The organism is Serratia sp. BNK-4, from assembly GCF_048685115.1.
Lineage (GTDB): Bacteria > Pseudomonadota > Gammaproteobacteria > Enterobacterales > Enterobacteriaceae > Serratia > Serratia bockelmannii.
This window is the reverse complement of record NZ_JBLQTM010000001.1, coordinates 1,623,095-1,648,436: the sequence shown is the minus strand read 5'-3', so window position 1 is coordinate 1,648,436 and position 25,342 is coordinate 1,623,095. Positions and strand designations below refer to the sequence as shown.

The following is a 25,342-nucleotide window of genomic DNA, read 5'->3' as shown; positions in this document are numbered from 1 at the left end:
TGTTACCACGCATTTTTTCCGGGGTCTGTTACCGGCATGGCACCGCGCTTATTATTTTGCGCATGGGCGGCTTGCGGTATCCCGGTTTACGGCGTGCGCGACGCGCCGTCTGTAAACGAGATAAAGTCTGCACAATGATCTGAGGACCCGCAATAAGACAAGGGGACCAAAAATGCGGGAAAACGGCTGTTTTCCCGTTGTTTAGGAGGAATCTTAAGAATTTTACCCATATCGGCGACAGCTTATGCTGAAGAATCAAGCAACCGCCGCCGCTCGCCTCGCGCTGCCATAAAAAAACCCGCGCGGGCGAACCGGCGCGGGTTGGTCGACAAAGGCGGGATCAGTGCATCTTCAGACGCGGACGGATCACCCGGTTAATGCCGCCCACCAGCATCATCAGGCCGGTTTTGATGTAGCCATGCAGCGCCACCTGGTGCATGCGGTACAGCGAGATGTAAACGAAGCGCGCGATGCGCCCTTCCACCATCATCGAGCCGCGCATCAGGTTGCCCATCAGGCTGCCGACGGTGCTGAAGCGCGACAGCGACACCAGCGAACCGTGGTCTTTGTACACGTAAGGCTTCAGCGTCTGGCCGTTCATCAGCGCCAGGATATTGGTGGCGCAGCGCGAGGCCATCTGGTGCGCCGACTGGGCGCGCGGCGGCACGAAACCGCCGCCCTCTTTCGGGCAGGAGGCGCAGTCGCCGATGGCGAAGATGTTCGGATCGCGCGTGGTCTGCAGCGTCGGCTCCACCACCAGTTGGTTGATGCGGTTGGTTTCCAGGCCGCCGATATCCTTCATGAAGTCCGGCGCCTTGATGCCGGCCGCCCACACCATCAGATCGGCGTCGATAAACTCGCCGCCCTTGGTGTTCAGGCCTTTGGCGTCCGCGCTGGTCACCATGGTGTTGGTCAGCACGCGCACGCCCAGTTTGATCAGTTCCTGGTGCGCAGCAGCGGAAATGCGCGGCGGCAGCGCCGGCAGAATGCGCTCGCCGGCTTCCACCAGCGTCACGTTGAGCGCGCTGTTGTCCAGGCCTTCGAAACCGTAGCTGTGCAGCTGCTTCACCGCGTTGTGCAGTTCGGCGGACAGCTCAACGCCGGTGGCGCCGCCGCCGACGATAGCGATGTTGACCCGCTCTTTTTGCCCCGGCTGCGCCGAGAACTTCAGGAACAGGTTGAGCATTTCGTTGTGGAAACGACGTGCCTGATGTGGGTTATCCAGGAAGATGCAGTGCTCTTTCACGCCCGGCGTACCGAAATCGTTCGAGGTGCTGCCCAGCGCCATCACCAGGATGTCGTACGGCAATTCGCGCGCCGGCACCAGCTCGCCGCCCTGCTCGTCGCAGATCTGCGCCAGCTGCAGCGTTTGCGTTTCGCGGTTGATGTTGGTCAACGACCCCAGCTGGAAGCTGAAATGGTGATTGCGCGCGTGCGCCAGGTAGCTGAGCGCATCCACGCCGTCATCGAGGGAACCGGTTGCCACTTCGTGCAACAGCGGTTTCCACAAATGGCTGTGGTTGCGATCCACCAGCGTGATCTCCGCTTTGTTCTTGCGGCCAAGTTTATGGCCCAGGCTGGTCGCCAGCTCCAGACCACCGGCGCCGCCGCCAACAATAACGATTTTCTTCTTTGGCGTTGTCAAAATAACCCCCTAAATGTGAACCATTTGTTATCCCAGGGTAAATAAATAATATCCTTAGAATACATAGGGTTCGCGTAAAATAAATCGGCTCTCTGAAGCCAGAATAGCATGTGAGGTTATTTGGTCATACCAAAATTGACGTACATCAATTTTTTTTGGTTAAAGGCTGGACGAGGGGATTTTTTGGGGATTGTGATTCAAATAGTTAGCGCTGAGTCACAGTTTTAAATTTTGCCGATTGCCACGCCAAATCTGGCTTTGTCGCACAAAAAAGCCGCACTTTCCGTCGGTGAAAAACGGGGAGAGCGGCTCGCGGCAGCGTTATGAAACTGTTAACCCAGCGCCTTGAACGCCTTGAGCCGCTGCAGATGCGGCGAGATGTTTTTGAACTTGTGCGTCTGCTGTTCATCCCAGACGATTTCGTAGTAGTGATGCAGCAATTCGGCACTGCGCCGGTTATCCAGCACCTCGTCGTGACGCGACAGCACCACCAGACAGCGATCGCGATTTTTCTCGCGGAAATCCTCCACGCACTTGGTGGCGATATCGCGATACTCTTCCGGCCGGTCTATCTTGCCGTGCATGTGTTCTTCCGGGTACAGATTGGGATTGAACATCGCCTGGCGAATGCCGCACAGGAAGCCGATGCGCTCTGCCCAGAAACCGCCGAGGCCGACCCCGCAGATCAACGGATGCGCGTCGCCGCCCTGCTGCACCGCCTTGTCCACCTCTTTCAACAGATGCTGCATGTCGTGACGCGGATGCAGCGTGCTGTAGCTGATAAAGCGCACGTCCGGATCGATAAACTGCAGCTGTAACACCTTTTCATGATTGCCGGGGCTGGTGGAATCGAAGCCGTGCAAATAGATAATCATGTGGATCCTCGCAACAAGCCAAGGGCCGCGGGCGCGGCCCTCATCATTTCCGCTCTGCGCCGCGGTGCGGCACCTGGATTCACCCTTGCGAACGCTGCTTGTGCTCCTCCCAGCGTTCGCTCAGCGCGCTGAGCGCCTTGTGCGCCTGCTGCCAGCGCTCGGAGTCGCGCAGTTCCTGACGGGTGAACTGACCGCGATGATATAACCGCTTCACCTTCTCTGCTTTGACCGGGGACAGGTTATCCAACACGCTGACCGCGCCTTCGCGGTGGTTGCACACCAGGATCATGTCGCAACCGGCATCCAGCGCCGCCTGGCCGCGTTCGGCATAGCTGCCCATGATGGCGGCACCTTCCATCGACAGATCGTCGGAGAAAATCACGCCGTCGAAGCCCAGCTCCTGACGCAGGATCTGCTGCAGCCAGTAAGGCGAGCCGCTGGCCGGACGCGGGTCCGCTTCAGTATAGATGACGTGAGCCGGCATGACGGCGTCCAACAGCTGACGGTTGATCAGCTCGCGGAAGATCGCCATGTCGTGCTCGCGGATCTGCGCCAGCGGCCGCAGATCGCGCGGCGTTTCCTTGTGCGAATCGGCGCTGACGGCGCCGTGCCCCGGGAAGTGTTTACCGGTGGTTTTCATGCCGGCGCTGTGCATGCCGAGGATGAAGCGTTCCGCCATCGCCAACGCCTGCTGCGGATCGCTGTGGAACGAACGTTCGCCGATCGCCGCGCTGCCGTGGCCGATGTCCAGCACCGGCGCAAAGCTGATGTCGATATCCTGCGCGATCATTTCCGCCGCCATCAGCCAGCCGGCCTCCTGCGCCAGACGGCCGCCTTCCTGCGCATTGTGCAACGCGGCAAACGACTGCGCCGCCGGCAGACGGGTGAAGCCCTCGCGGAAGCGCTGCACGCGCCCGCCTTCCTGATCTACCGCCACCACCAGCCGATCGTGCGATTCGGCGCGGATCTGGCGCACCAGCTCACGCAGCTGCTCCGCATCGTGGAAGTTGCGGGTAAACAAGATCAATCCACCAACCAGCGGATGTTTCAAAATCTCGCGTTCTTCTGCATCCAGCTCGTAGCCGGCGACATCTAGCATTACTGGGCCCACGGGCACCTCACTTCATTATTGTTCATTCAGAATTCGGATGATGATAAACAGAATCGCCGGCGCAGCGCCGCGCCCCAGCGCAAAAATTCGGCGTCGCCGCTCTGCTGCCAGCGCACTTCAAACCACAGCAGCATCAGATAATCCACCCACGGCAGCCAGCGCTGCACCTGCGCCTGCAGCCGGGCGACGTCGTGATAGCCCTGACGCGCGTAGTGCTGCAAAAAGCGCTGCTGCGCCTCCGCCGCCCAGCCGTTGCCGCGAAACAGCGCGGCGATATCCAACGCCACATCGCCGTCGGCGGCATACTCCCAGTCGATCAGCCGCAGCCCCTCGCCGGTCGCGAGCAAATTGCCCGGATGGATGTCCATGTGTAGCGGCGCCAGGCGTAATGGCCGCGGCGGCGCGCAGCGTAAGAAATGACGCTGCCAACTCAGCCAGGCGGGGGTTAAACGCCGCGTATCCAGCTGCTGCCAGTAGCGGCGGAACTGCCGCCGCAGATCCAACCGGTAACCACTGAGCGGCCGCCGGTGCAGCGTCGCCGCCATCGCCGCCAGCTCGCCGCGCTGATTCAGCCTGTCAAACTCAGCTTCTGTGACGACGTCACCTTCGAGCCATTCGAGGACAAGCCACTGATTATTCTGCGCGAAAACCCGTGGCCCCAGCCCCGGCGCGCAGCGCCTCAGGACCTGCGCCTCCCGCCGCCTGCTCACGCCCAGCGCGCGTTTCTCCGCGCTGTTTTGTCGCGCCAGCAGCGTGATGCCCGAACCGTCGATACGCCAGCTCTCGCCGGTCAGCCCCTGCACCGGGCTGAAATGACAACCGGCGGTATTCACCGCCGGCAGTCTGGTTTCCATCAATCGTCGCAGCGCGGCCTCAGCGTTTAACGGCGCCATTGCCCGACCAGACGATCTCGCCGGTTTGCACCAGCATCAGCTGCATATCCAACGCCGGCGACTTCACGTCGCCGCTGACGTCGCTGTACAGCACGTACTGCGCACCGACGATGCGCGCCAGGCCAATCGCCTTGCTGCGCGAGCCGAAGCTGTCATCCGCCGACAGGCCCAGCATTTGTCTGGCGCTGGTCAGCTTCGCTTCCGGCACCACGCTGAAGGTGGAGTTCGACGCCAGCGCCTTATACAGCGCCGCGGTGGCTTTGCCCATCTGCAGCGAGCCGTTGGTGTTGTTCTTGACGCTGTCCAGCAGCAGCACGCTGCCGGCCGTGACGCCATCGGCCTTCAACATCTGATTCACCAGCGGCTGAACGCTGCCCAGCCAGTCGAGCTGCTGGATTTTCGGCGGCTGCGGCACCGGCTCGGTAGTTGGCGGCTGCGGCTGCTCGACCGGCGGCGTCGGCTGTTCTGGTTCGACGGTGACCGGCGGCAACGGCTGATCCGGCTCAGGCGGACGCGACAGACAGCCGCTCAGGGTGAATGCGGCCAGCGCCACTAAGACGTACTTTTTCATGCTTTTTCTCCAAACCTGGCAAGCGCTTACAGGTACAGATACAGACGCGCGCTTTTAGCTTCCAGATTACCGTTAATCGAGTAGATTTTGGCGTCCGAGTTAGGCGCCACGACGATCTCACGCGGTTTCTCGAAGGGGCGAATATCCAGCCCCTGCGCGTCGTACCAATAGAAACGATAATGCACGGTGACCGGCGTCGGTTGGCTGTTATTGAGCACCGAAGTCGCCATCACCCGGCCGGAAGCGTTCGAGACAGAGGGCGTATCGGCAAAAATGCCGGCGGTCAGCACCGAAGGATCCATCACCACCGTTTGCCCCCGGTTAACCGCGATGCCGGATGGCGAACTGCACCCCATCAGCAACGCGGCGGGCAGCGCCAACGCCATCAGACAACGCAGAGTTTTTTTACCGCGCATGATTTCCTCGCTTAACGTGACAGCAGCGGCCCCAGCGAGCGGCCACCGACCAGGTGCATATGAATATGATAGACCTCCTGACCGGCGTGGCGGTTACAGTTGACGATCAGGCGGTAGCCGTCCTCGGCGATGCCTTCCTGTTCGGCGATCTTCGCCGCGGCGGTGATCATGCGGCCCAGCGCGGCTTCGTGCTCGACGGTCACGTCGTTGACGGTTGGGATCAGCACGTTGGGAACGATCAGCACATGGGTAGGCGCCTGGGGGGAGATGTCACGGAAAGCGGTGACCAGTTCATCCTGGTAAACCACATCAGCAGGGATTTCGCGGCGGATAATTTTACTGAAAATCGTTTCTTCGGCCATCTGGCGTTCCTTGTTTTACACAATTAGCTGTACGCAGTATGAGTGACAAATTCTACTGCTTTCAACCTGATTGCGCACTTTCCACGTCGAGTGCTGCAGATTCGCGCAGGCCGTCGCCCCGCTTGTGCATCTTTTCACTTTGGTTATTCACTATTGTTGCTTTACTTGCCCCGCGCCGCCGCCAATAGTAACCCCATGATTAACAAAGGATAGAGGGCACTATGCCACTGAAGATTGCGGCGCTGTGCGCGCTGTTGCTGAGCGCTGCCGTGCAGGCGGCCACGACGGGCGGTATCGACCTGCAGGCTAACCGAGAGCCGATACGCACGGAGAAAAACCCGGCGGCTATCGCGCTGATCCCGGCGAACTTTCACTTCGCGGTGCCCGGCAAGCTGACGGTGGCGGTAGCATTCGAGAACTCCCCGCCGCTGGCGCTGTTCGCCGAAGACAATAAAACGCTGATCGGCAGCGATCCGGACATCGCCCGCCTGGTGGCCGACAGCCTCGGGCTGGAGCTGAATCTGGTGCCCACCTCCTGGGAAGATTGGCCCTTGGGCATCAGCGCGGGCAAATACGATGCGGCGATCTTCAACATCGCCGTCACCAAACAGCGTAAAACCAAATTCGACTTCGCCACCTACCGGGTGGACACGCTGGGCTTTTACGTCAAATCCACCAGCCATATCACCTCGATCAATCGCCCGCAGGACGTAGCCGGGCTGCGGATCATCGTCGGATCCGGCACCAATCAGGAAAACATTCTGCTGGGATGGGATAAGCAGAATCGCGCCGCCGGGCTGCCGCCGGTACAGCCGATCTACGTGACCGACGACGCCGCCACCAACCTCAGCATTCAGTCCGGGCGCGCCGATGCGTTCTTCGGCCCCCACTCCACCGGCGCCTACAAGGCGGCGCTGACCGGCAAAACCAAAATGGTCGGCATCGGCCCCAACGTGGCCTACGTCGCGGTCACCACCAAAAAAGGCAACGGGTTGGTGAACGCCGTCAACGCCGCGATCAATGGCGCGATCGTCAGCGGCGAATATGCGCAGGTGCTGGAACGCTGGGGCGAAGGCGACGAAAAGGTCGAGCGCTCAACCATCAACCCGCCGGGCATCGGCGACTAGCTACCGATCAGCTGCGGGGCATGTCGGCGCATCCACTCGGCCAGCGAGTCCAGCGTCGGCCGCAGCGATTTGCCGAGCGTGGTGACCTGGTACTCCACCCGCGGCGGCACTTCGGGATACACCTGCCGCGTCACAAGACCGCGCTGCTCGAACAGCCGCAGCTGGCGCGTCAGCTCTTTTTGCGCAATGGGCGCCACCGCCCGCTGCAGCTCGCTGAATCGCACCGGGCCATCGATCATAATCAGCCGGTACAGGATGGGTATCGCCCATTTGCCCGACACCAGATTGACGAAGTCCACCATCGGGCAGGATTCGCCCGCCGTCGGCAACGCCGACAAATTATTTTTCGCCGCTGAGGGCGCGCGCGCCGTCATTTCATCCCACCTCGTCCTTTAGTATCCAAAAGGTGCCTACTATGCAAAAGGAACCATAGCGCAAATAATGCCGTAACAGACATTAAAGAGGAATCGGTTATGTCACGACTGCAAGGCAAATACGCATTGATCACCGGCGGCACCAGCGGCATCGGGCTGGAAACCGCCCGCCAATTCATCGCAGAGGGCGCAACGGTGGCGATCACCGGCCGCAGCCAACGTGCCCTGGACGCGGCGGGCCAGGCATTGGCGGGCAACGCGCTGTTGCTGCTGAGCGACGCCGGCGACATCCCACAGCAACGTGCGCTGGCGCAGCAGTTGGAGCAACGGTGGCCGCGGCTGGACGTGCTGTACGTTAACGCCGGCGACGTCACGCACCGCCCGCTGCAGGAGTGGGATGAGCAGAGCTACCAGCGGCTGATGGACATCAACCTGAAGGGGCCGTTCTTTCTGATCCAGGCGCTGCTACCGCTGCTGGCCACCCCTTCCTCGGTGATCCTGTGTGGTTCGGTCAGCGCCCATATCGGTCTGCCGCAAAGCAGCGCCTACGCCGCCAGCAAAGCCGGTTTGTTATCTCTGGCCAGAACGCTCTCCGGCGAGCTGCACGCGCGCGGCATTCGCGTCAACGGCCTCAGCCCCGGCCCGACCGAAACCCCGGCGCTGGGAAAATTGGGGCTGACGGAAGCGGATGAACGGGCATTGCGCGACGATATCCGCGCGCTAGTGCCGATCGGCCGCATGGGCAGCGCACTGGAGCTGGCCAAAGCGGCGGTGTTTCTGGCGGCGGATGAGTCGGCGTTTATGGTCGGCGCGGAGCTGCAGATGGATGGCGGCGTGGGGAACCTGTAACCGCGCGCGACACCCTAAGAAGGCCGCTTGCGCGGCCTTTATCTGTCCCTCTCAGCTCACCCCTTGAATCGGGTTGGTATTAAAGGTGTAGACCACGATCTTCCATTGGCCCTGCTGTTTCTCCAATACAAATACTTCACGGTTTAAATCGATCAGGGTAGCACCGTCGCTTATTCGGGTAACCGTTGCGCCGCGATGATGGTGCGTGCGCACATAGGCCATATTCCCGTTCACGTTGACGCTGTCATAAGCAAACTCTGTTTCAAATTTCTCGTTTTTAAATAAGTCATCATATTGTTGGCGGCGCTTTTCATTGCTGTCCGCCGTCGGTTTTTCGTTCCATTGTGAGTAACTTTCTGGCGCAAAAAGTGACAAAATCGTTTGCGTATCGCCGGCGTTAAGCGCTGTCTGGTAGCGGTTTATCAGCTCATACACCGCCTTCTGTTCGGCCGCGACGCCCGCTTCTGCGGAAACCCTGTAACTTTGCGATGCGGCCTCGCTGCTTGCGGCATAAGTTTGGCCGCACAAGCCCGCGCCCGCCAATAACAATACGGCAGTTAATTTTTTCATATAAATATCCTCTTCGGCATTATTTCATTATGGCAATACAGGATGCGATTTCAGATAAATAAAAACGCTGAAAATAAATTATCCAATGCTGCGTCAAATTGACAGCCGGCATATTTAAAAATACTCTTTTAATAATTTAAATAATGGAAGCCGTTAACATGAATGAACTGCACGCGCTGCGCGTATTCTGCCAGGTGGTGGAAATGGAGGGGTTCAGCCAGGCGGCAACCAAAATGGGGCTCTCCCCGGCCAGCGTCACATACAGCATCAATCAGCTTGAAAAACAGTTCGGGCAACCCCTGTTCAAGCGTTCAACCCGGCGCTTCTCGCTGACCAGCGCCGGGGAGCGTTGCTATCGCACCGCACAAGACATCCTGCAGCAGTTTGACCGGCTGAAAAACGACATGTCGGGCGATTTTGAACAACCGCGAGGACCGCTGCGGGTCGAGATAGCCACGATGCTCAGCAGCATGCATATCGCTCCGGCGCTCCCGGCTTTTTTGGCGCAATACCCGGAATTGCAGCTCAGCGTGTCGGTTAGCGATCGCCTGGTCAATCCGGCGGAAGATCGCGCCGACGTATTTATTCGCATCGGCGCCGGCCACATACCCGAGATGGTCAGCCGTCAATTGCTGCAACCACGCTATTTGTGCTGTGCGTCTCCCGATTATTTTGCGCGCCATGGCCGGCCGGAACACCCGGAACAGCTGCAACAGCATCAGCGGCTGGGATTTATCCGTTCAGGCGCGGCGGCGGCGGACGACTGGCAGTTCATTCGTGGTGACGAGCGCTACCGTCTGGCGCCCAGCCCGCTGCTGAGTTTCAACCATTCACAATCGCTGTGCGAGGTGGCCAGGAACCACCTCGGCCTGGTTTACTTGCTGGACTGCACGCTGGAAAACTATCTGAAGGCAGGCGAACTGGAACCGATACTGCAGGAGTGGGCGCCCACAGGGGCACCGATCAATATTCTCTATCCGCGCCTGCGGGATCGCAGCCATAAAATTCGGGTTTTCGTCGACTTCATCAGCGAACTGTTCGCCAACAAATTCGCCGGGCCCCGATCCCGCGTCTCACCCTAACCCAGGGATATCGACGCCGAAAGTCTGCAACAGCAACACCACGTTAAGCAGCACGATCACCACCGTGCCGACCACTGCCGCCAGGCTGGTCCAGCGGCCGTTGGCAAACTCGCCCATGATGTCACGGCGACGGGTGAACATCACCAGCGCGATCATCGGCGCCGGCAGCGCCAGGCTCAGCACCACCTGGCTGTAGACCAGCGCGTCGGTGGCGTTGACGCCCATCGCCACCACGATAAACGCCGGCACCATGGTGACCAGGCGGCGCACCCACACCGGAATACGGAAACCGACGAAGCCCTGCATGATCATTTGCCCGGCCATGGTGCCCACCACCGAACTGGAAATGCCAGAGGCGATCAGCGACGCCAGGAAGATACCGGCGGCGGCCGCGCCGAACAGCGGCGTCAGCGTATGGTAGGCGGTGCCAATTTCGGCCACGTCGCTGTTACCGGCGTGGAAAGCGCTCGAGGCCATGATCACCATCGCGATATTCACCAGCCCGGCGAGCGCCAGCGCGATCACCACCTCAATATTGGAGAAACGCAGCAGCTTGCGCCGCTCGCCGTTGTCGCTGGCCGGGCTGCGGTGCTGGGTCAGCCCCGAGTGCAGGAAAATGGCGTGCGGCATCACGGTGGCGCCGATAATGCCGACGGCGATGGTCAGCGCCTGGGCATCCGGCAGTTGCGGCGTCACCATGCCGATCCCGGCCGCCTGCCAGTCCACCGGCACAATGAACATCTCCACCAGGTAGCACAGCGCGATGATGCCTACCAGGCCGCCGATCATCAGCTCGACCGGCCGGAAACCTTTCTTTTCCACCATCAACAGCGCATAGGTGATCACCGCCGTCACCCCCATCCCCGCCAGCAGCGGCATGTGGAACAGCAGCGCCAGCGCGATCGCACCGCCGAGAAACTCCGCCAGATCGGTGGCCATCGCCGCCACTTCGCTAAGCAGCCACATGCCGATCACTACCGGCCGCGAAAACTGATCGCGGCACATCTCCGCCAGATTGCGGTTGGTGACGATGCCGAGCTTGGCCGACAGCGCCTGGAACAGCATGGCGATCAGGTTGGCCATCACCACCACCCACAGCAGGCTGTAGCCGTATTTCGCCCCGGCCTGGATGTTGGTGGCGAAGTTACCGGGGTCCATATAGGCAATAGAGGCAATCACCGCCGGGCCGGCGAACAGCAGCGGCGTAAAAGCGCCGCGCTTGCGCCCGGCAAGGGCGGCACCAATCGCAATGTTGGTCCGTTCGGTTAACGATGAGGGAGTTGCCGCGTCTCGCATGAAGTACCCTTAATCTTTTGCTGGTTATTTTTCCACCGATCATGCTGACAATGTAGCATCGGCTACACTTTATGCAACAGGCGAAATTAATGGGCTTTGTGTAGAGATATTTCTAACTACCACAATGCGTGGCATCGAATTGATAATGTGTGCTATTTGGACTAACTTAGGGCAACCCTCCCCGCATTGCCGGGAGACGCCATTTTTATGCTTACAGGACGCCCCACGCTATGGTTACCCGCGCGCCAGATAACGCCGACCGCCCCGCCCAGACCGACATGCCGGACGAGGCCGAGCACGCCCTGCGTTTTAGCCGCGCCCGCGAAGCGCAGTCCAATGCGCTGATCGAAGATTACGTTGAGCTGATCGCCGATTTGCTGCAAAGCACCCGTGAAGCCAGAACCACCGATATCGCGCGCCGCTTCGGCGTCTCTCACCCGACGGCGATCAAAAATATCGCGCGGCTCAAAAGCGCCGGGCTGGTGGAATCGCGCCCTTATCGCGGGGTGTTTTTAACCGAGGAAGGCGAGCAGCTGGCGCAGAAGGTGCGCCGCCGTCACCGCATTGTGGTCGATCTGCTGATGTGCCTCGGGGTGCCGAGCGAAACTGCCGAGCTGGACAGCGAAGGGATTGAACACCATATCTCGGACGAAACGCTGGCGGTGTTCGAGCATTACTTGCAGCAACACGTCAAACCCTGACTCCCGGGGCGCCGATGAGCTACGCCGTGCAGCACGTTCATGGCCTGCGCCTGGTGGTTTTCGCCGAAGCCGGGCCGCTGTTGAAAGACGAAAACGACGTCAGCCTGTTTATCGCGCCCGCTTTTGAACACGAGGCCGGGATGATTGCCCTCCCCGTCAACCGCCTCGACGCCGCCTTCTTCCAGCTAAGAAGCGGCGTGGCCGGCGCCGTATTGCAGAAATTCATCAACTACCGCCTGCGCGTGACGCTGCTGGGTGATATCACCCCCTGGCTGGCGCAAAGCTGCGCGCTGCAAGATTTTGTGCGTGAAGCCAATCGCGGCGAACAGATCTGGTTCCTTCCTTCTCTCGCCGAGCTCGAACAGCGGCTTGGTACCTGACGGCAGGCAATAAAAAAGGGAGGCTTTCGCCTCCCTTGATAACTCCCCTGCCTGAATCAGTGATTACGGATGTATTCGTCCATATCGGTTTTCAGGTTGTCGGACTTGGTGCCGAAGATGGCCTGCACGCCGGAGCCAGCGACGACTACGCCGGCTGCGCCCAGTTTCTTCAGGCCCGCCTGGTCAACTTTGGACACGTCGGCCACGCTGACGCGCAGACGGGTGATGCAAGCATCCAGGTTAGTGATGTTTTCTTTACCGCCGAAGGCCTGAACCAGTGCCGCGGACATTTCGGAACCGCCCTGCGCAGTCTGCTCGGCAGCGCTGTCTTCACGGCCAGGGGTTTTCAGATCCAGTTTGGCGATCAGCACGCGGAAGATGGTGTAGTACACCAGACCGTAGACGATGCCGACGATTGGGAACAGCCAGATTTTGCTGCTGTTGCCGCTCAGTACGATAAAGTCGATCAGGCCGTGCGAGAAGCTGGTGCCGTCACGCATGCCCAACAGGATACAGATTGGGAACGCCAGGCCGGCCAGGATAGCGTGGATCACGTACAGGATCGGCGCGACGAACATGAAGGAGAACTCGATCGGCTCGGTGATACCGGTCAGGAACGAGGTCAGCGCGGCGGAGATCATGATGCCGCCGACTTTCGCGCGGTTTTCCGGCTTGGCCGAGTGCCAGATGGCGATGGCCGCAGCAGGCAGACCGTACATTTTGAACAGGAAGCCGCCGGACAGTTTACCCGCGGTTGGGTCACCCGCCATGTAGCGAGGGATATCACCGTGGAATACCTGGCCCGCCGCGTTGGTGAACTCACCAATTTGCATTTGGAATGGTACGTTCCAGATGTGGTGCAGACCGAACGGCACCAGAGCACGCTCAACCACGCCGTAAATGCCGAAGGCCACGACCGGGTTCTGATAAGCCGCCCACTGCGAGAAGGTCTGTATAGCCGTACCAATCGGTGGCCAGATGAAGGACAGCACTACGCCCAGAACGATCGCCGCCAGACCGGAAATGATCGGCACGAAGCGCTTACCGGCAAAGAAGCCCAGGTATTCCGGCAGTTGAATGCGGAAGAAGCGGTTGAACATATAGGCCGCGATGGCACCGGAGATAATCCCCCCGAGCACACCGGTATCCGCCAGGTGTTTGGCCGCAATCTCTTCAGCCGGCAGGTGCAGCACCAGCGGCGCAACCACCGCCATGGTTTTCACCATGATGCCGTAAGCCACCACCGCCGCCAGCGCGGAAACGCCGTCGTTGTTGGTGAAGCCCAAGGCGACGCCGATGGCGAAAATCAGCGGCATGTTGGCGAAGACCGAACCGCCCGCTTCCGCCATCACGTGGGAGACTACCGCAGGTAGCCAGCTAAAGTTGGCGGAACCGACGCCCAGCAGGATACCTGCGATAGGCAACACGGACACCGGCAGCATTAGCGATTTACCTACTTTTTGCAGGTTTGCAAATGCGTTCTTGAACATAGTTGAGTGTGCTCCTGAGTAATAATGCTTTGCTACTTCTTGTCGCGATTGGTCGCGCTGCAAGGGGGGGAGAAAAACCCCTGCAATTCAGGGTGTCTGAGCACCCCTTGAATTTATTACGCAGAGTAAAATAAATAGCCTGCGCAATGTTTGATGACAATCACGTTTCGATGATCGAGCCGCGGCAACTTTGCATAAACCGGCCGTTTTTTGGCAAAGCCGGCCAAAAAACACGCACCAATCCCCCTGAAACGGGAGGGAACCTTACCCGTTTCAGTGATTAATTACGAGCTTAAAAAAAATTACGCAGACAATGACCTACAGCTATAGCCTAGGTCAAAGATCACAGATCGAGGTGAAATAAGCGTGAAAAGTTGGCGGTGGTGGCTTCGGCCAGCTGTTCCAGGTTGACGCCCTTCAATACCGCCATGTATTCAGCCACATCGCGCACATAGGCGGGTTGGTTTTCTTTACCGCGATGCGGCACCGGCGCCAGATAAGGCGAGTCGGTTTCCACCAGAATGCGATCCAGCGGCACGTAGCGCGCCACTTCACGCAGCTGTTCGGCGTTGCGGAAGGTGACGATGCCGGAGAAGGAGATGTAGAAGCCCAGATCCAGCAAGGCTTCGGCCGTGGTCAAATCTTCAGTGAAGCAGTGCAGCACGCCGCCGCAGTCTTGTGCGTTCTCTTCACGCAGGATCGCCAGCGTGTCCGCGCGCGCATCGCGGGTATGGACGATCACCGGCTTGTTCAGATCCCGGCCAATGCGGATATGTTCGCGGAAAGAGTCCTGCTGCAGCTCAAGATTGTCTTTCTGGTAGAAGTAATCGAGCCCGGTCTCTCCCAGCGCTACCACCTGCTCCGCCGCCGCCAGGCGACGCAGCTCGGCGTAATCATACCCCTCTTCCAGATTGAGCGGATGCACCCCGCAGGAGAAAGCCACATCGTTGCGCTCGCCGATCAGCTCGGTCATGGAACGGTAGCCCGGCAGCGTGGTGGCGACCGCCAGCACATAGCCGACGTCGCGCGCTTTGGCTTTGGCCAGCGCATCGTCCACATTCTGATGCAGCGTTTGATAATCCAGACTGTCAAGGTGGCAATGAGAATCGACTAACAACATAATTTTTAACTCTTTTACTTTACAGCGAATGAGGGTGGGAATAGCCGGCGGCGCCAAGCATCTGTTCCCAGCGAAGTAACTGTTCGGTCAGCAGCAGCTCGCGATTGACACCCACCACGCTGAGCAGCTGATGGCGGCAGGTCAGCCACTGCTGCACGATCTGCTGCAGCGAGGCGCTGCTCAGCACGCTGGCCAGCTGATGCACCAGTGGTTGCTGATCCTGATTCAATACATAGTGATGCGCGCCCTGCTGCCACTTCATCGCGTCCACCAACAGCGCGCACAACCAGTGCAGGCGCTCGGCGACATCTTCATGGTTCAGCACCGGCAACAGCGACAGCATATCGCGCTGCGGCAGCGCGGCGCTCAACGCGGTGCACAGGGCGCTGCGCTGTTGCCACTGCTGCGGCTGTAACAGCTGTTCGGCGGCCAGCGGCGCGCCGTCGTGCAGGCGCAGCGCCGTGAGGCGGTCTGTCTGAGAACCGGCCGCCTGCCGGCCCAGCCACTGCAGGCTGAGCTGCTCATCCGGGCTGGCCAAATGCCAATAAAGACAGCGGCTGCGCAGCGTCGCCATCAGCCGCGACGGCTCACGGCAACCCAGCAGAAAATAGGTTTTCTCCGGCGGCTCTTCCAGCGTTTTAAGCAGTGCGTTGGCCGCCGCCTCGGTCAACTGTTCCGCCTGCGGCAGCCAAATCACCTTGGCGCCGCCCTGCTGCGCGTGGGCGTACAGCGTTTCAATCACCTGGCGGATCGGTTCGATACCCAGGTTGCTCTTGCCCTTTTCCGGCGCCAGCACGTGATAATCCGGGTGATTCCCCGCCAGCATCAGCCGGCAGCTGTGGCACTCGCCGCAGCTTTTTTCGCCGTTGCGCTGTTGGCAGATCAACCAACGGCTCAGGCCGTAGGCCAGCGCATCGTCACCATTGCCCGCCGCCGCATGCAGCAGCAGCGCATGGTGGCCGCGACCGTCGGCGTACTGCCCAATCAGCTGGCGATAAGGGCCATTCAGCCACGGGTACCAGTTCATTATGCGCCTTCCTGCTGCCGCAGCCAGTGGCCGACGCAGTCGCGGATCGCCGCGGTCACCTGTTCCAGCGGCTGGGCGGCGTCAACGGTAACGATCGTTTCATCCTGCGCCGCCAGCTCAAGATAGCGAGCGCGGGTGCGTTCGAAGAACGGCAGCGCCTCCTGTTCGATGCGATCCAGCTGGCCGCGCGCCTGTGCGCGTTGCAAGCCGACCAGCGGAGGCAGATCGAGATAAACCGTCAAATCCGGGCGGAAATCCCCCAGTACGGTGTCGCGCAGCGAGCTCATCAGCTGTGGGTCCACACCGCGGCCGCCGCCCTGGTAAGCCTGTGAAGAGAGATCGTGGCGGTCGCCCACCACCCAGGCACCACGCGCGAGGGCGGGTTTGATCACGGTTTCCACCAGCTGCACGCGCGCAGCGTACAGCATCAAGACTTCGGCCTTGATGGTCGGCAATTCGCCGTCGATGCCGCGTTTGAACAGTTCGCGCAGCTTCTCCGCCAGCGGTGTGCCGCCCGGTTCGCGGGTGAAAACGATGTCGTTGATGCCATGTTCGCGCAGCACATTGACTACCGTGTCACGCGCTGTGGTTTTGCCCGCGCCTTCCAGCCCTTCGATTACAACGAATTTACTTTTCATTCTTTTCCTTTAACGCCTGACGGTACACGCGCACCGCCTGGTTATGGCTCGCCAGATTGGTGGTGAAGGTATGCCCACCCTTGCCGTCGGCGACAAAATAGAGATATGGCGTTTTGGCCGGATTGGCGGCCGCTTGCAACGAGGCCTCGCCCGGCATGGCGATCGGCGTTGGCGGCAGGCCGGCGATCACATAGGTGTTGTAAGGCGTCGGCGTCTCCAGATCCTTGCGCGTGATGTTGCCATTATAGCTTTCGCCCATGCCGTAGATCACCGTCGGATCGGTCTGCAGGCGCATGCCGATGCGCAAACGGTTGACGAACACCGACGCCACCTTGCTACGCTCTTCCGGCACCGCGGTCTCTTTCTCGACGATCGAGGCCATGGTCAGCAACTCTTCCGGCGTTTTATACGGCAGGCTGGTGTCGCGGCCGGCCCAGGCGGCCTGCAGCGCTTTATTCATGCGCACGTGCGCGCGTTTGAGCAGCGCGATGTCGCTCATGCCGGCGGTATACTGATAGGTATCCGGGTACAAATGCCCTTCCGGGGTTTCTCCTGCCGCAATACCGAGCGCTGTGGCGATCTCCGCGTCGCTCTTGCCCGCCAGGGTGTGTTTCAGGTATTTGGACTGCTGCAGCACCTGCTGCCAATCACGCAGTCGTGAGCCTTCAATAAAGCGTGCGGTGAACTGCGCCTCTTTGCCACTGGCCAACAGTTTCAGCATCTGGCGCACCGTCATGCCCGGCGTGAACCGGTAGGTACCGGCTTTAAACTCCGCCAGCTCCGGCTCCAGTTTCAGCAGCCACTGGAACCAGCGGCCGTTGCGCACCAGTTTATCGCGCACCAGTAATCCTTCCAGCGCCACCCGGCCGGTGCCGGCAGGCAGTTTGAAGATGGTTTCTTGCTGGATAGCCAGCGGCGTATCGGCAAAGCGTTCGATCTTCTGGTAGCCCCAAAACAGCAGCGCCAATACCAGAACAACAATAACAGACAGGACCTTCAGCTTTCTTTTCTTCATCAATCAGCCATGGTTAACAGTGTGGACGCAAAAAATCATACAGCTGGCGCGAATGATAACGCCATGATTGAGCAACGTTTACCGGCAGCAGCGGCATCAGCGCGTTGCTCACCAGGACTTCGTCGGCATCGGCCAGCGTCTCCAGCGGTTCGCTGACGCAGTGCAGACGGTATTCCGAGCCCGCCAGCAGCGCGATCACCCGCCGCCGCATCAGGCCCGCGACGCCCGCCTGGCTCAGGTCCGGGGTAAACACCGCTTTTCCCTTACGCCAGAACAAATTAGCCGCACAGCATTCCACCAGCATACCGGCAGTGTCAAGCACCAGTGCCTCGTCGGCGGCCGTCTGGTCAAGATGCGCGCGGATCAGCACCTGCTCCAGGCGGTTCAAATGCTTCAACCCCGCCAGCAGCGGATTGCGCGCCAGCGCCACCGGGCTGAGCGCAAGCGTGATGCCCTGCTCGCGCCACTGCAAATAATGCGCAGGGTAGCTGCTGCGGGCGACGATGCGCGTTGGATTTTCGCACCCCGTCGGGCTGTAGCCCCGCCCGCCGCTGCCGCGCGTCAGTATCGCTTTGACCACGCCGAGCGGAATTGATTCGGCCGCCTGAGCCATCTCGCGCTCGAAAGCGGCCCAATCGGTAGTGGGCAGCATCAGCCTCTGTGCCGCTTGCTGCAGCCGCTCCAGATGCCAGGGCAGCAGCTCGATTTTACCGTCGATAACCCGGGCGGTAGTAAAGCAGCCATCGCCGAACTGCAGGCCACGATCGCTCGGCGCCAGCGCATCGTGGCGTTGTCCGTTAATCCAGTACATGCTTCCTCCTGTTGCCGGGTGATTTCATTACGCTCGCAGAATAGCAGGCGACGAGGCAATACGCAGCCCTGCTGACGGCCGGACGCCAGGCGTAAAAAAGCCCGGTTAAAAAACCGGGCTTTTCATCAGCGAACAACCGCGCGAGTTACACTCGGCGGAAGATCAGCGAGCCATTGGTGCCGCCGAAGCCGAAGGAGTTGCACAGGGTGAACTCCATATCGCTGACCTGGCGCGCTTCGTGAGGCACGAAGTCCAGATCGCAACCTTCATCCGGGTTATCCAGGTTGATGGTTGGCGGTACCGCCTGATCGCGCAGCGCCAGCACGGTGAAGATGGACTCGATCGCGCCCGCCGCACCCAACAGGTGGCCGGTCATCGATTTGGTCGAGCTCACCAGCACGCGCTGGGCATCAGCGCCGAAGACGGATTTCACCGCCTGCGCTTCCGCCTGGTCGCCCGCCGGCGTAGAGGTGCCGTGCGCGTTGATGTAACCGATTTGTGACGGGGTCACACCGGCGTCAAGCAGGGCATTTTCCATCGCCAGCGCAGCGCCTGCGCCGTTTTCCGGTGGTGACGTCATGTGATAAGCATCGCTGCTCATCCCAAAGCCAACCACTTCGGCATAGATTTTCGCGCCGCGTTTTTTCGCGTGTTCGTACTCTTCCAGCACCATCATGCCGGCGCCGTCGCCCAGCACGAAGCCGTCGCGGTCTTTATCCCACGGACGGCTCGCCGCCTGCGGGTTGTCATTACGGGTGGACAGGGCGCGCGCTGCGCCAAAGCCGCCGACGCCCAATGGGGTGCTGGCTTTCTCTGCCCCACCGGCCAGCATCACGTCAGCATCATTGTAAGCAATGATACGCGCTGCATGGCCGATGTTGTGCACACCTGAAGTACAGGCGGTGGCGATGGAAATGCTTGGGCCACGCATGCCGTACATGATTGTCAGGTGGCCTGCAATCATATTCACGATGGTGGAGGGCACGAAGAACGGACTGATTTTCCGTGGGCCACCGTTAACCAGTGAACTGTGGTTTTCTTCGATCAAACCCAGGCCGCCGATGCCGGAACCGATCGCGGCTCCAATACGGCTGGCGTTAGCCTCGGTGATGTCCAGACCTGCATCCTGCATGGCTTGCATGCCGGCAGCGATACCGTACTGGATAAAGGCATCCATCTTGCGCGCATCTTTGCGGGAGATGAAATCCTCAGAATTAAAATTCTTTACCAGGCCAGCAAACTTGGTCGCATAGGCAGTGGTATCGAAATGGTCGATCAGGCTGATGCCACTCTGACCGGCAAGAAGAGCGTTCCACGTGGACTCTACCGTATTGCCGACAGGAGACAACATGCCCAGTCCGGTCACAACTACTCGACGCTTAGACACGTTTGTCCTCCAGGGAGGGAAAAATATGACACTAGGGATAGAAAAAACTTAGGCGGTCGAACGACCGCCTAGATATGTTCTCTTACTGCTGGCTGGCGTTGATGAAATCAATAGCTGCCTGAACAGTAGTGATCTTCTCAGCTTCTTCGTCTGGAATCTCGGTGTCGAATTCTTCTTCCAGTGCCATTACCAGCTCAACGGTGTCAAGAGAATCAGCGCCCAGATCTTCAACGAAAGAAGCGTTGTTCAAAACTTCTTCCTGTTTAACACCCAGTTGCTCAACAATGATTTTCTTAACGCGTTCTTCGATAGTGCTCATACTCTTAAATTTCCTATCAAAACTCGCTTTCGCGATGGTTTTCGTAGTGTATAAAATGCTGAAAAAGATGCAACTAAATCCCGGCTGGTCAAACCACGATTTTACGCTATTTTGCGGTTTTTGCCTCAAATAACGCAAATGGTTTTCACATTTTTTAAATCATGTACATGCCGCCATTGACATGTAACGTTTCACCGGTGATGTAGCCGGCCTCATCAGAGGCCAAAAATGCAACAGCGCTGGCGATTTCTTTAGCATCGCCCAGCCGGTTGGCTGGAACTGATGACAAAATGCCTGCGCGTTGATCATCTGTCAACGCCCGTGTCATGTCCGTCTCAATAAAGCCAGGTGCCACGACGTTGACCGTAATGCCACGTGAAGCAACTTCACGTGCCAAAGATTTGCTAAAACCAATCAGGCCGGCTTTAGCCGCCGCGTAGTTCGCCTGCCCTGCGTTCCCCATGGTGCCGACGACGGAACCGATGGTGATGATACGGCCAAACCGCTTTTTCATCATAGCGCGCATTACCGCTTTTGACAGGCGGAATACGGAAGTCAGGTTGGTGTCGAGGATATCCTCCCACTCGTCATCCTTCATACGCATCAGCAGGTTATCACGCGTAATGCCGGCATTATTCACTAAAATGTCGATTTCGCCAAATTCGGCGCGAATCGATGCCAGCACGCTGTCGATAGATTGCGCATCAACAACGTTCAACATAAACCCTTTGCCGTTTGCACCCAGGTAGCTGCTGATCGCTTCAGCGCCGCTCTCGCTGGTCGCGGTACCGATCACTTTGGCGCCGCGTGCCACAAACGTTTCTGCAATAGCTCGGCCAATACCGCGGCTTGCGCCGGTGACCAGAACGATTTTACCTTCGAAGCTCATCATTTTCCTCTTTATTGTTCAAGCGCCGCCGACAGGCTGGCGGTGTCGTTCACCGCCGCAGCCGTCAGGGTGTCAACAATACGTTTAGTCAGACCGGTCAGCACTTTGCCCGGCCCCACTTCCAGCAGCGACGTCACTCCCTGTGCTGCGATAAACCCTACGCTTTCGGTCCAACGCACCGGGCTGTACAGCTGACGCACCAGCGCGCTGCGGATCGCTTCCGGATCGTTTTCGGTGCGCACGTCGACGTTGTTCACCACCGGCACCTGCGGCGCGTTGAAGGTGATGTCCTGCAGCGCCACGGCCAGCTTGTCGGCGGCCGGCTTCATCAGCGCACAGTGCGAAGGCACGCTCACCGGCAGCGGCAGCGCACGTTTGGCGCCGGCAGCTTTACAGGCGGCGCCTGCGCGTTCAACCGCTTCTTTGTTGCCGGCGATGACCACCTGGCCCGGCGAGTTGAAGTTGACCGGAGAAACCACCTGCCCCTGCGCGGATTCTTCGCACGCCTTAGCGATCGCGTCGTTGTCCAGACCGATGATGGCGTACATCGCGCCGGTACCTTCCGGCACTGCTTCCTGCATCAGCTTGCCGCGCAGCTCGACCAGACGGATCGCCGCCTTGAAGTCCAGCACGCCGGCGCAGACCAGCGCCGAGTATTCGCCCAGGCTGTGACCCGCCATCAGCGCAGGCGCTTTACCGCCCTGCTGCTGCCAAACGCGGAAAATCGCCACCGAGGCAGCCAGCAGAGCCGGTTGGGTCTGCCAGGTTTTGTTCAGTTCTTCCACCGGGCCTTGCTGCACCAGCTGCCACAGGTCGTAACCCAGGGCGGAAGAAGCCTCGCCAAAGGTTTCTTCGACGATCGGGAACTGTGCGGCCAACTCGGCCAGCATGCCAACGGTCTGCGACCCCTGGCCCGGGAAAACAAAAGCAAATTGCGTCATTTTTTCTTCCTGTCCAAATCAGAAACGAACCAGCGCCGAGCCCCAGGTAAAGCCGCCGCCAAAGGCTTCCAGCAGCACCAGTTGGCCACGCTGAATTCGCCCGTCACGCACCGCTTCGTCCAGTGCGGAAGGCACCGAGGCGGCAGACGTGTTGCCGTGACGATCGAGCGTCACCACCACTTTGTCCATCCCCATGCCCAGCTTTTTCGCCGTTGCGCTGATGATGCGCAGGTTGGCCTGGTGCGGCACCAGCCAATCCAGCTCGCTACGGTCCATGTTGTTGGCCTGCAGCGTCTCGTCGACGATGCGCGCCAGTTCGGTAACCGCAACCTTGAAGACTTCGTTGCCCGCCATGGTGACATAGGCCGGCTTGTCTTGATTCTGACGATCCTTGTACGGCAGCGTCAGCAGGCTGCCGTAGCTGCCGTCGGCATGCAGATGGGTAGACAGAATGCCCGGCGCTTCAGACGCCCCCAGCACCACCGCACCCGCGCCATCGCCAAACAGAATGATGGTGCCGCGATCTTCAGGATCCAGCGTGCGCGACAAGACGTCCGCGCCGATAACCAGCGCATGTTTGACCGCGCCGTTTTTCACGTACTGATCGGCCACGCTGAGCGCATAAGTAAAGCCGGCGCAGGCCGCAGCCAGATCGAACGCCGCGCAGTCTTTGATGCCCAGCATTTGCTGCACCAGGCACGCCGCGCTCGGGAATGCGTGAGTCGTGGTGGTGGTCGCCACGACGATAAGCCCAATGTCTTCTTTAGCCACACCTGCCATTTCCAGCGCTTTCTCAGCGGCCTGGAAGCTCATCGTCGCGACGGTTTCATCCGCAGCGGCGATGCGACGTTCGCGGATACCGGTACGCGTGACGATCCATTCGTCAGAGGTATCCACCATTTTTTCCAAATCAGCATTGGTGCGCACTTGTACGGGCAAATAACTCCCCGTACCGAGAATCTTTGTATACATGTACGATCAGTCACTCTTAGGTAATACAGCCTCAAGGCGCGCAGCAATCCTTTCCGGGACTTGCCGCTGCACCGCCTGCACAGCCTGTTCGATTGCGACTGCAAACGCGTGAGGGTTCGCAGCGCCGTGGCTCTTGACTACGGTGCTGCGCAATCCTAACAGACATGCGCCATTATACTGGTCGGGGTTCAGGTGGCCGAACCGCTTAACCACCCGTTTTTGCAACCAACGGCCCAACAATTTCAGCCACCACGCTTGCTTGTTTCCGTCGCCGGACGATTTCAGCAGCGATAAGAATACCCTGACCACCCCTTCCATGGTTTTCAGGGTGACGTTGCCCACGAAGCCATCGCAGACCAACACGTCGGTCTTGCCGGTGAGCAGTTCGTTTCCTTCCAGGTAACCAATATAGTTGATTGCCGGAGTATTTTTTAGCACAGCGGCCGCTTCGCGGATATTATCCAGGCCTTTGGTCTCTTCTTCGCCAATATTCAGCAGCGCCACCCGCGGTTGCGCAATGCCGATCACCTCTTCCGCCATCACCGCGCCCATCACGGCAAACTGCACCAGCATGGTGCTGTCGCACTCGACGTTGGCGCCCAGATCCAGCACCACGGTTTTGCTGCGCTGCTGGTTCGGGATCGCCGTCATCAGCGCCGGGCGCTCAATGCCCTCCAACGGCTTGACCAACAGCTTCGCCAATCCCATCAGCGCGCCGGTATTGCCGGCGCTGACGCAGCCCTGCGCGTTGCCGATGCTGAGCTGTTCGAGCGCAATGCGCATCGACGTGCCGCGGCTGGCGCGTATCGCTTGTGAAGGTTTTGCGTCGCCGGCGATCACAGACTCGGCGGGCACGACTTGCAGACGCTCCAGAAGAACCGGATCGGCATGGGCAAGCAAAGGGGAGATAGCGTCGGGATTGCCGACCAGCAGGAGATGAAGCTGTAAATTAGAGGCCAGTGCCTGCAACGAAGCAGGCACTGTGACGCAGGGACCGAAGTCCCCGCCCATTGCATCTAACGCCAGGGTTAGACGAGTCAAGGTATCGCTACTTAGCCGATAACCTTGCGACCGCGGTAGAAACCGTCGGCAGTGATGTGGTGACGACGGTGAGTTTCACCGGATACTTTGTCTACAGACAGAGTAGTCGTGGTCAGAGCATCGTGCGAACGACGCATGCCACGCTTGGAACGGGTTGGTTTATTCTGTTGTACGGCCATGGACCTTACTCCTCAATTACTTACGCTTTAAACTGGCTAATACGGCAAACGGATTCGGTTTCTCCGCCTCGGGAGGCAGTTGGCCAAATACCATGTCCGCTTCGGACACTTCACAGTGTTCAGATTCATGTACCGGAACGACAGGCAGTGAAAGAATAATTTCGTCTTCAATCATTGCCAACAGATCGACTTCGCCAAACTCGTCAACTTCGATCGGTTCGTACGCTTCCGGTAATGCCTCAGCCTGCTCATCATTGACGACCGGGCTAAAACAATATGTTGTGTGAACCTGATGTTCGAACGGGACTCCACAGCGTTGGCACATCAACGTTACCGTGACGTCCGCATGCCCTGTTATCACCGCGAGGCGTTGATTGTCGATATTAAACGACAACGACACCTCAACATCACTGTCCACACTGACCACGGAGTCGGCAACACGAGTAACCTGCTCAGGCGCATAGACACCAGCATAGTCCAGGCGTTTCTGAGCGGTACGTACCGCATCAATGGTCAAGGGTAATTTTACCTTTTGCATAGGGCGCGCATATTAACTTTGTAACGACATAGAGTCAAAGAAAAAGGCCGTAAAACGGCTCCTTTCACCAATATTCGCTTCCACAGCGGCCGACAGTTTAAAATGCCGTACCTATTTACGCTACGGTTTGCGAAAAAAATTATGCAGAGATTGCTTTTAGCCTCCACCTCCCCCTATCGAAAAATGCTGCTGGAGAAGCTGCAGCTGCCGTTCGACTGCGCCGCGCCGCAGGTGGATGAAACCCCATTGCCGGGCGAAAGCGCCGAAGCGCTGGTGCTGCGCCTGGCGGCAGCGAAGGCTCAGGCGCTGGCCCTCGCCTACCCCGAGCATCTGATCATCGGTTCCGATCAGGTCTGCGTGATCGATGGCAACATCACCGGCAAGCCCCATACCGAGGAAAACGCCCGCGCGCAGCTGCGCCAGGCAAGCGGCCAGGCCGTGACCTTTTATACCGGCCTGGCGCTGTACAACGGCCGCAGCAAGCAACTGCAGGCCCTGTGCGAGCCGTTCCACGTGCATTTTCGCGCGCTGAGCGAAGCGGAGATCGCCGCCTATGTACGTCTGGAGCAACCGCTGAACTGCGCGGGCAGTTTCAAGAGCGAGGGATTGGGGATCGCGCTGTTCGACAGGCTGGAAGGCCGGGACCCGAACACCCTGATCGGCCTGCCGTTGATCGCGCTGTTGGAGATGTTGCGGGCTGAAGGCATCAACCCGCTGGTCTGA

The 25,342-nt window shown here is 59.4% G+C and carries 30 protein-coding genes; 6 read left to right on the top strand and 24 right to left on the bottom strand.

Annotated features, from left to right (window positions below; all coding sequences use genetic code 11):
* Positions 1–340: 340 nt before the first annotated feature.
* From ACMGGW_RS07945 to hinT, 7 genes are all read right to left on the bottom strand, one after another.
* Positions 341–1,645: an NAD(P)/FAD-dependent oxidoreductase gene (locus tag ACMGGW_RS07945; protein WP_004928794.1), complete on the bottom strand. Its 1,305-nt coding sequence runs from the start codon at positions 1,643–1,645 to the stop codon at positions 341–343.
* A gap of 332 nt (positions 1,646–1,977) precedes the next feature.
* Positions 1,978–2,520: an alpha/beta hydrolase YcfP gene (gene ycfP / locus ACMGGW_RS07940; protein ID WP_015377468.1), complete on the bottom strand. Its 543-nt coding sequence runs from the start codon at positions 2,518–2,520 to the stop codon at positions 1,978–1,980.
* Positions 2,521–2,599: 79 nt separating this feature from the next.
* Complete coding sequence (gene nagZ, locus ACMGGW_RS07935; RefSeq protein WP_197832177.1) at positions 2,600–3,619, bottom strand: beta-N-acetylhexosaminidase; 1,020 nt, start codon at positions 3,617–3,619, stop codon at positions 2,600–2,602.
* Positions 3,620–3,657: 38 nt separating this feature from the next.
* Positions 3,658–4,524 (bottom strand): thiamine kinase, encoded by an 867-nt coding sequence (gene thiK / locus ACMGGW_RS07930; protein ID WP_043141671.1) that lies wholly within the window; start codon positions 4,522–4,524, stop codon positions 3,658–3,660.
* A complete protein-coding gene (gene lpoB / locus ACMGGW_RS07925) occupies positions 4,505–5,095 on the bottom strand; it encodes a penicillin-binding protein activator LpoB (RefSeq protein WP_197832178.1) in 591 nt (196 codons plus the stop codon). The genes thiK and lpoB overlap by 20 nt, the downstream gene beginning before the upstream one ends.
* 26 nt (positions 5,096–5,121) lie before the next feature.
* The gene (locus ACMGGW_RS07920; RefSeq protein WP_025302428.1) at positions 5,122–5,511 is read right to left on the bottom strand and encodes a YcfL family protein; all 390 of its coding nucleotides are present in this window, start codon (positions 5,509–5,511) and stop codon (positions 5,122–5,124) included.
* Positions 5,512–5,522: 11 nt separating this feature from the next.
* The gene (hinT, locus tag ACMGGW_RS07915) at positions 5,523–5,873 is read right to left on the bottom strand and encodes a purine nucleoside phosphoramidase (RefSeq protein ID WP_004928776.1); all 351 of its coding nucleotides are present in this window, start codon (positions 5,871–5,873) and stop codon (positions 5,523–5,525) included.
* Positions 5,874–6,094: 221 nt separating this feature from the next.
* On the opposite strand from hinT, the gene ACMGGW_RS07910 reads away from it, so the two are divergent.
* Positions 6,095–7,000: a transporter substrate-binding domain-containing protein gene (locus tag ACMGGW_RS07910; protein ID WP_025302427.1), complete on the top strand. Its 906-nt coding sequence runs from the start codon at positions 6,095–6,097 to the stop codon at positions 6,998–7,000.
* On the opposite strand, the gene ACMGGW_RS07905 is transcribed toward ACMGGW_RS07910, so the two are convergent.
* Complete coding sequence (locus tag ACMGGW_RS07905; protein WP_197832179.1) at positions 6,997–7,374, bottom strand: winged helix-turn-helix transcriptional regulator; 378 nt, start codon at positions 7,372–7,374, stop codon at positions 6,997–6,999. The genes ACMGGW_RS07910 and ACMGGW_RS07905 overlap by 4 nt on opposite strands.
* A gap of 99 nt (positions 7,375–7,473) precedes the next feature.
* On the opposite strand from ACMGGW_RS07905, the gene ACMGGW_RS07900 reads away from it, so the two are divergent.
* Complete coding sequence (locus ACMGGW_RS07900; RefSeq protein ID WP_127146653.1) at positions 7,474–8,223, top strand: SDR family oxidoreductase; 750 nt, start codon at positions 7,474–7,476, stop codon at positions 8,221–8,223.
* 51 nt (positions 8,224–8,274) lie between these two features.
* Here the strand turns inward: ACMGGW_RS07900 and ACMGGW_RS07895 are convergent, their stop codons facing one another.
* Positions 8,275–8,793, bottom strand: a complete 519-nt coding sequence (locus tag ACMGGW_RS07895; protein WP_060447386.1) for a YybH family protein — start codon at positions 8,791–8,793, stop codon at positions 8,275–8,277.
* Positions 8,794–8,951: 158 nt separating this feature from the next.
* On the opposite strand from ACMGGW_RS07895, the gene ACMGGW_RS07890 reads away from it, so the two are divergent.
* Complete coding sequence (locus ACMGGW_RS07890; protein ID WP_025302423.1) at positions 8,952–9,875, top strand: LysR family transcriptional regulator; 924 nt, start codon at positions 8,952–8,954, stop codon at positions 9,873–9,875.
* Here the strand turns inward: ACMGGW_RS07890 and ACMGGW_RS07885 are convergent.
* The gene (locus ACMGGW_RS07885) at positions 9,867–11,171 is read right to left on the bottom strand and encodes an Nramp family divalent metal transporter (protein ID WP_033642695.1); all 1,305 of its coding nucleotides are present in this window, start codon (positions 11,169–11,171) and stop codon (positions 9,867–9,869) included. The genes ACMGGW_RS07890 and ACMGGW_RS07885 overlap by 9 nt on opposite strands.
* A 230-nt stretch (positions 11,172–11,401) precedes the next feature.
* Here ACMGGW_RS07885 and mntR point away from each other — a divergent pair, with 230 nt between their 5' ends.
* The gene (mntR, locus tag ACMGGW_RS07880; protein WP_025302421.1) at positions 11,402–11,872 is read left to right on the top strand and encodes a manganese-binding transcriptional regulator MntR; all 471 of its coding nucleotides are present in this window, start codon (positions 11,402–11,404) and stop codon (positions 11,870–11,872) included.
* 14 nt (positions 11,873–11,886) lie between these two features.
* A complete protein-coding gene (locus tag ACMGGW_RS07875; RefSeq protein WP_089180771.1) occupies positions 11,887–12,252 on the top strand; it encodes a DUF4180 domain-containing protein in 366 nt (121 codons plus the stop codon).
* Between the two features lie 56 nt (positions 12,253–12,308).
* On the opposite strand, the gene ptsG is transcribed toward ACMGGW_RS07875, so the two are convergent.
* The 14 genes from ptsG to yceD form a co-directional block, all read right to left on the bottom strand.
* Positions 12,309–13,742 (bottom strand): PTS glucose transporter subunit IIBC, encoded by a 1,434-nt coding sequence (ptsG, locus tag ACMGGW_RS07870; protein WP_141997763.1) that lies wholly within the window; start codon positions 13,740–13,742, stop codon positions 12,309–12,311.
* 343 nt (positions 13,743–14,085) lie between these two features.
* Entirely contained in the window at positions 14,086–14,862 is a 777-nt protein-coding gene (locus ACMGGW_RS07865; protein ID WP_025302417.1) for a metal-dependent hydrolase, read from the bottom strand.
* Between the two features lie 19 nt (positions 14,863–14,881).
* The gene (gene holB / locus ACMGGW_RS07860) at positions 14,882–15,889 is read right to left on the bottom strand and encodes a DNA polymerase III subunit delta' (RefSeq protein ID WP_025302416.1); all 1,008 of its coding nucleotides are present in this window, start codon (positions 15,887–15,889) and stop codon (positions 14,882–14,884) included.
* Positions 15,889–16,527 carry a dTMP kinase gene (gene tmk, locus ACMGGW_RS07855; protein WP_025302415.1) on the bottom strand — a complete coding sequence of 213 codons (639 nt, stop codon included), beginning with the start codon at positions 16,525–16,527 and terminating at the stop codon, positions 15,889–15,891. Before tmk ends, holB begins: the two co-directional genes overlap by 1 nt.
* The gene (gene mltG / locus ACMGGW_RS07850) at positions 16,517–17,542 is read right to left on the bottom strand and encodes an endolytic transglycosylase MltG (RefSeq protein WP_025302414.1); all 1,026 of its coding nucleotides are present in this window, start codon (positions 17,540–17,542) and stop codon (positions 16,517–16,519) included. The genes tmk and mltG overlap by 11 nt, the downstream gene beginning before the upstream one ends.
* A 13-nt stretch (positions 17,543–17,555) precedes the next feature.
* Positions 17,556–18,353, bottom strand: coding sequence for an aminodeoxychorismate lyase (gene pabC, locus ACMGGW_RS07845; protein ID WP_025302413.1), 798 nt, complete (start codon positions 18,351–18,353; stop codon positions 17,556–17,558).
* A gap of 145 nt (positions 18,354–18,498) precedes the next feature.
* Positions 18,499–19,740, bottom strand: coding sequence for a beta-ketoacyl-ACP synthase II (gene fabF / locus ACMGGW_RS07840; RefSeq protein ID WP_025302412.1), 1,242 nt, complete (start codon positions 19,738–19,740; stop codon positions 18,499–18,501).
* An 82-nt stretch (positions 19,741–19,822) separates the two neighbouring features.
* The gene (gene acpP / locus ACMGGW_RS07835) at positions 19,823–20,059 is read right to left on the bottom strand and encodes an acyl carrier protein (protein ID WP_004719003.1); all 237 of its coding nucleotides are present in this window, start codon (positions 20,057–20,059) and stop codon (positions 19,823–19,825) included.
* Positions 20,060–20,213: 154 nt separating this feature from the next.
* The gene (fabG, locus tag ACMGGW_RS07830) at positions 20,214–20,948 is read right to left on the bottom strand and encodes a 3-oxoacyl-ACP reductase FabG (RefSeq protein ID WP_016928193.1); all 735 of its coding nucleotides are present in this window, start codon (positions 20,946–20,948) and stop codon (positions 20,214–20,216) included.
* Between the two features lie 11 nt (positions 20,949–20,959).
* Positions 20,960–21,889: an ACP S-malonyltransferase gene (gene fabD, locus ACMGGW_RS07825; RefSeq protein WP_197832180.1), complete on the bottom strand. Its 930-nt coding sequence runs from the start codon at positions 21,887–21,889 to the stop codon at positions 20,960–20,962.
* A gap of 18 nt (positions 21,890–21,907) precedes the next feature.
* Positions 21,908–22,861 (bottom strand): beta-ketoacyl-ACP synthase III, encoded by a 954-nt coding sequence (locus tag ACMGGW_RS07820; RefSeq protein WP_043141705.1) that lies wholly within the window; start codon positions 22,859–22,861, stop codon positions 21,908–21,910.
* A gap of 6 nt (positions 22,862–22,867) precedes the next feature.
* On the bottom strand, positions 22,868–23,902 hold the full coding sequence (gene plsX / locus ACMGGW_RS07815; RefSeq protein WP_197832181.1) for a phosphate acyltransferase PlsX: 1,035 nt from the start codon (positions 23,900–23,902) through the stop codon (positions 22,868–22,870).
* Between the two features lie 11 nt (positions 23,903–23,913).
* Positions 23,914–24,081, bottom strand: coding sequence for a 50S ribosomal protein L32 (gene rpmF / locus ACMGGW_RS07810; RefSeq protein ID WP_004927778.1), 168 nt, complete (start codon positions 24,079–24,081; stop codon positions 23,914–23,916).
* Between the two features lie 16 nt (positions 24,082–24,097).
* Positions 24,098–24,619, bottom strand: a complete 522-nt coding sequence (gene yceD, locus ACMGGW_RS07805; protein ID WP_004927780.1) for a 23S rRNA accumulation protein YceD — start codon at positions 24,617–24,619, stop codon at positions 24,098–24,100.
* Between the two features lie 141 nt (positions 24,620–24,760).
* Here yceD and ACMGGW_RS07800 point away from each other — a divergent pair, with 141 nt between their 5' ends.
* Positions 24,761–25,342, top strand: coding sequence for a Maf family protein (locus ACMGGW_RS07800; RefSeq protein ID WP_050505169.1), 582 nt, complete (start codon positions 24,761–24,763; stop codon positions 25,340–25,342).

Coding starts and splice junctions, on each gene's coding strand:
- ycfP (WP_015377468.1), bottom strand. CDS start 2,520: ATGATTATCTATTTGCACGGCTTCGATTCCACCAGCCCCGGCAATCAT.
- nagZ (WP_197832177.1), bottom strand. CDS start 3,619: ATGCTAGATGTCGCCGGCTACGAGCTGGATGCAGAAGAACGCGAGATT.
- thiK (WP_043141671.1), bottom strand. CDS start 4,524: ATGGCGCCGTTAAACGCTGAGGCCGCGCTGCGACGATTGATGGAAACC.
- lpoB (WP_197832178.1), bottom strand. CDS start 5,095: ATGAAAAAGTACGTCTTAGTGGCGCTGGCCGCATTCACCCTGAGCGGC.
- ACMGGW_RS07920 (WP_025302428.1), bottom strand. CDS start 5,511: ATGCGCGGTAAAAAAACTCTGCGTTGTCTGATGGCGTTGGCGCTGCCC.
- hinT (WP_004928776.1), bottom strand. CDS start 5,873: ATGGCCGAAGAAACGATTTTCAGTAAAATTATCCGCCGCGAAATCCCT.
- ACMGGW_RS07910 (WP_025302427.1), top strand. CDS start 6,095: ATGCCACTGAAGATTGCGGCGCTGTGCGCGCTGTTGCTGAGCGCTGCC.
- ACMGGW_RS07905 (WP_197832179.1), bottom strand. CDS start 7,374: ATGACGGCGCGCGCGCCCTCAGCGGCGAAAAATAATTTGTCGGCGTTG.
- ACMGGW_RS07900 (WP_127146653.1), top strand. CDS start 7,474: ATGTCACGACTGCAAGGCAAATACGCATTGATCACCGGCGGCACCAGC.
- ACMGGW_RS07895 (WP_060447386.1), bottom strand. CDS start 8,793: ATGAAAAAATTAACTGCCGTATTGTTATTGGCGGGCGCGGGCTTGTGC.
- ACMGGW_RS07890 (WP_025302423.1), top strand. CDS start 8,952: ATGAATGAACTGCACGCGCTGCGCGTATTCTGCCAGGTGGTGGAAATG.
- ACMGGW_RS07885 (WP_033642695.1), bottom strand. CDS start 11,171: ATGCGAGACGCGGCAACTCCCTCATCGTTAACCGAACGGACCAACATT.
- mntR (WP_025302421.1), top strand. CDS start 11,402: ATGGTTACCCGCGCGCCAGATAACGCCGACCGCCCCGCCCAGACCGAC.
- ACMGGW_RS07875 (WP_089180771.1), top strand. CDS start 11,887: ATGAGCTACGCCGTGCAGCACGTTCATGGCCTGCGCCTGGTGGTTTTC.
- ptsG (WP_141997763.1), bottom strand. CDS start 13,742: ATGTTCAAGAACGCATTTGCAAACCTGCAAAAAGTAGGTAAATCGCTA.
- ACMGGW_RS07865 (WP_025302417.1), bottom strand. CDS start 14,862: ATGTTGTTAGTCGATTCTCATTGCCACCTTGACAGTCTGGATTATCAA.
- holB (WP_025302416.1), bottom strand. CDS start 15,889: ATGAACTGGTACCCGTGGCTGAATGGCCCTTATCGCCAGCTGATTGGG.
- tmk (WP_025302415.1), bottom strand. CDS start 16,527: ATGAAAAGTAAATTCGTTGTAATCGAAGGGCTGGAAGGCGCGGGCAAA.
- mltG (WP_025302414.1), bottom strand. CDS start 17,542: ATGAAGAAAAGAAAGCTGAAGGTCCTGTCTGTTATTGTTGTTCTGGTA.
- pabC (WP_025302413.1), bottom strand. CDS start 18,353: ATGTACTGGATTAACGGACAACGCCACGATGCGCTGGCGCCGAGCGAT.
- acpP (WP_004719003.1), bottom strand. CDS start 20,059: ATGAGCACTATCGAAGAACGCGTTAAGAAAATCATTGTTGAGCAACTG.
- fabG (WP_016928193.1), bottom strand. CDS start 20,948: ATGAGCTTCGAAGGTAAAATCGTTCTGGTCACCGGCGCAAGCCGCGGT.
- fabD (WP_197832180.1), bottom strand. CDS start 21,889: ATGACGCAATTTGCTTTTGTTTTCCCGGGCCAGGGGTCGCAGACCGTT.
- ACMGGW_RS07820 (WP_043141705.1), bottom strand. CDS start 22,861: ATGTATACAAAGATTCTCGGTACGGGGAGTTATTTGCCCGTACAAGTG.
- rpmF (WP_004927778.1), bottom strand. CDS start 24,081: ATGGCCGTACAACAGAATAAACCAACCCGTTCCAAGCGTGGCATGCGT.
- yceD (WP_004927780.1), bottom strand. CDS start 24,619: ATGCAAAAGGTAAAATTACCCTTGACCATTGATGCGGTACGTACCGCT.
- ACMGGW_RS07800 (WP_050505169.1), top strand. CDS start 24,761: ATGCAGAGATTGCTTTTAGCCTCCACCTCCCCCTATCGAAAAATGCTG.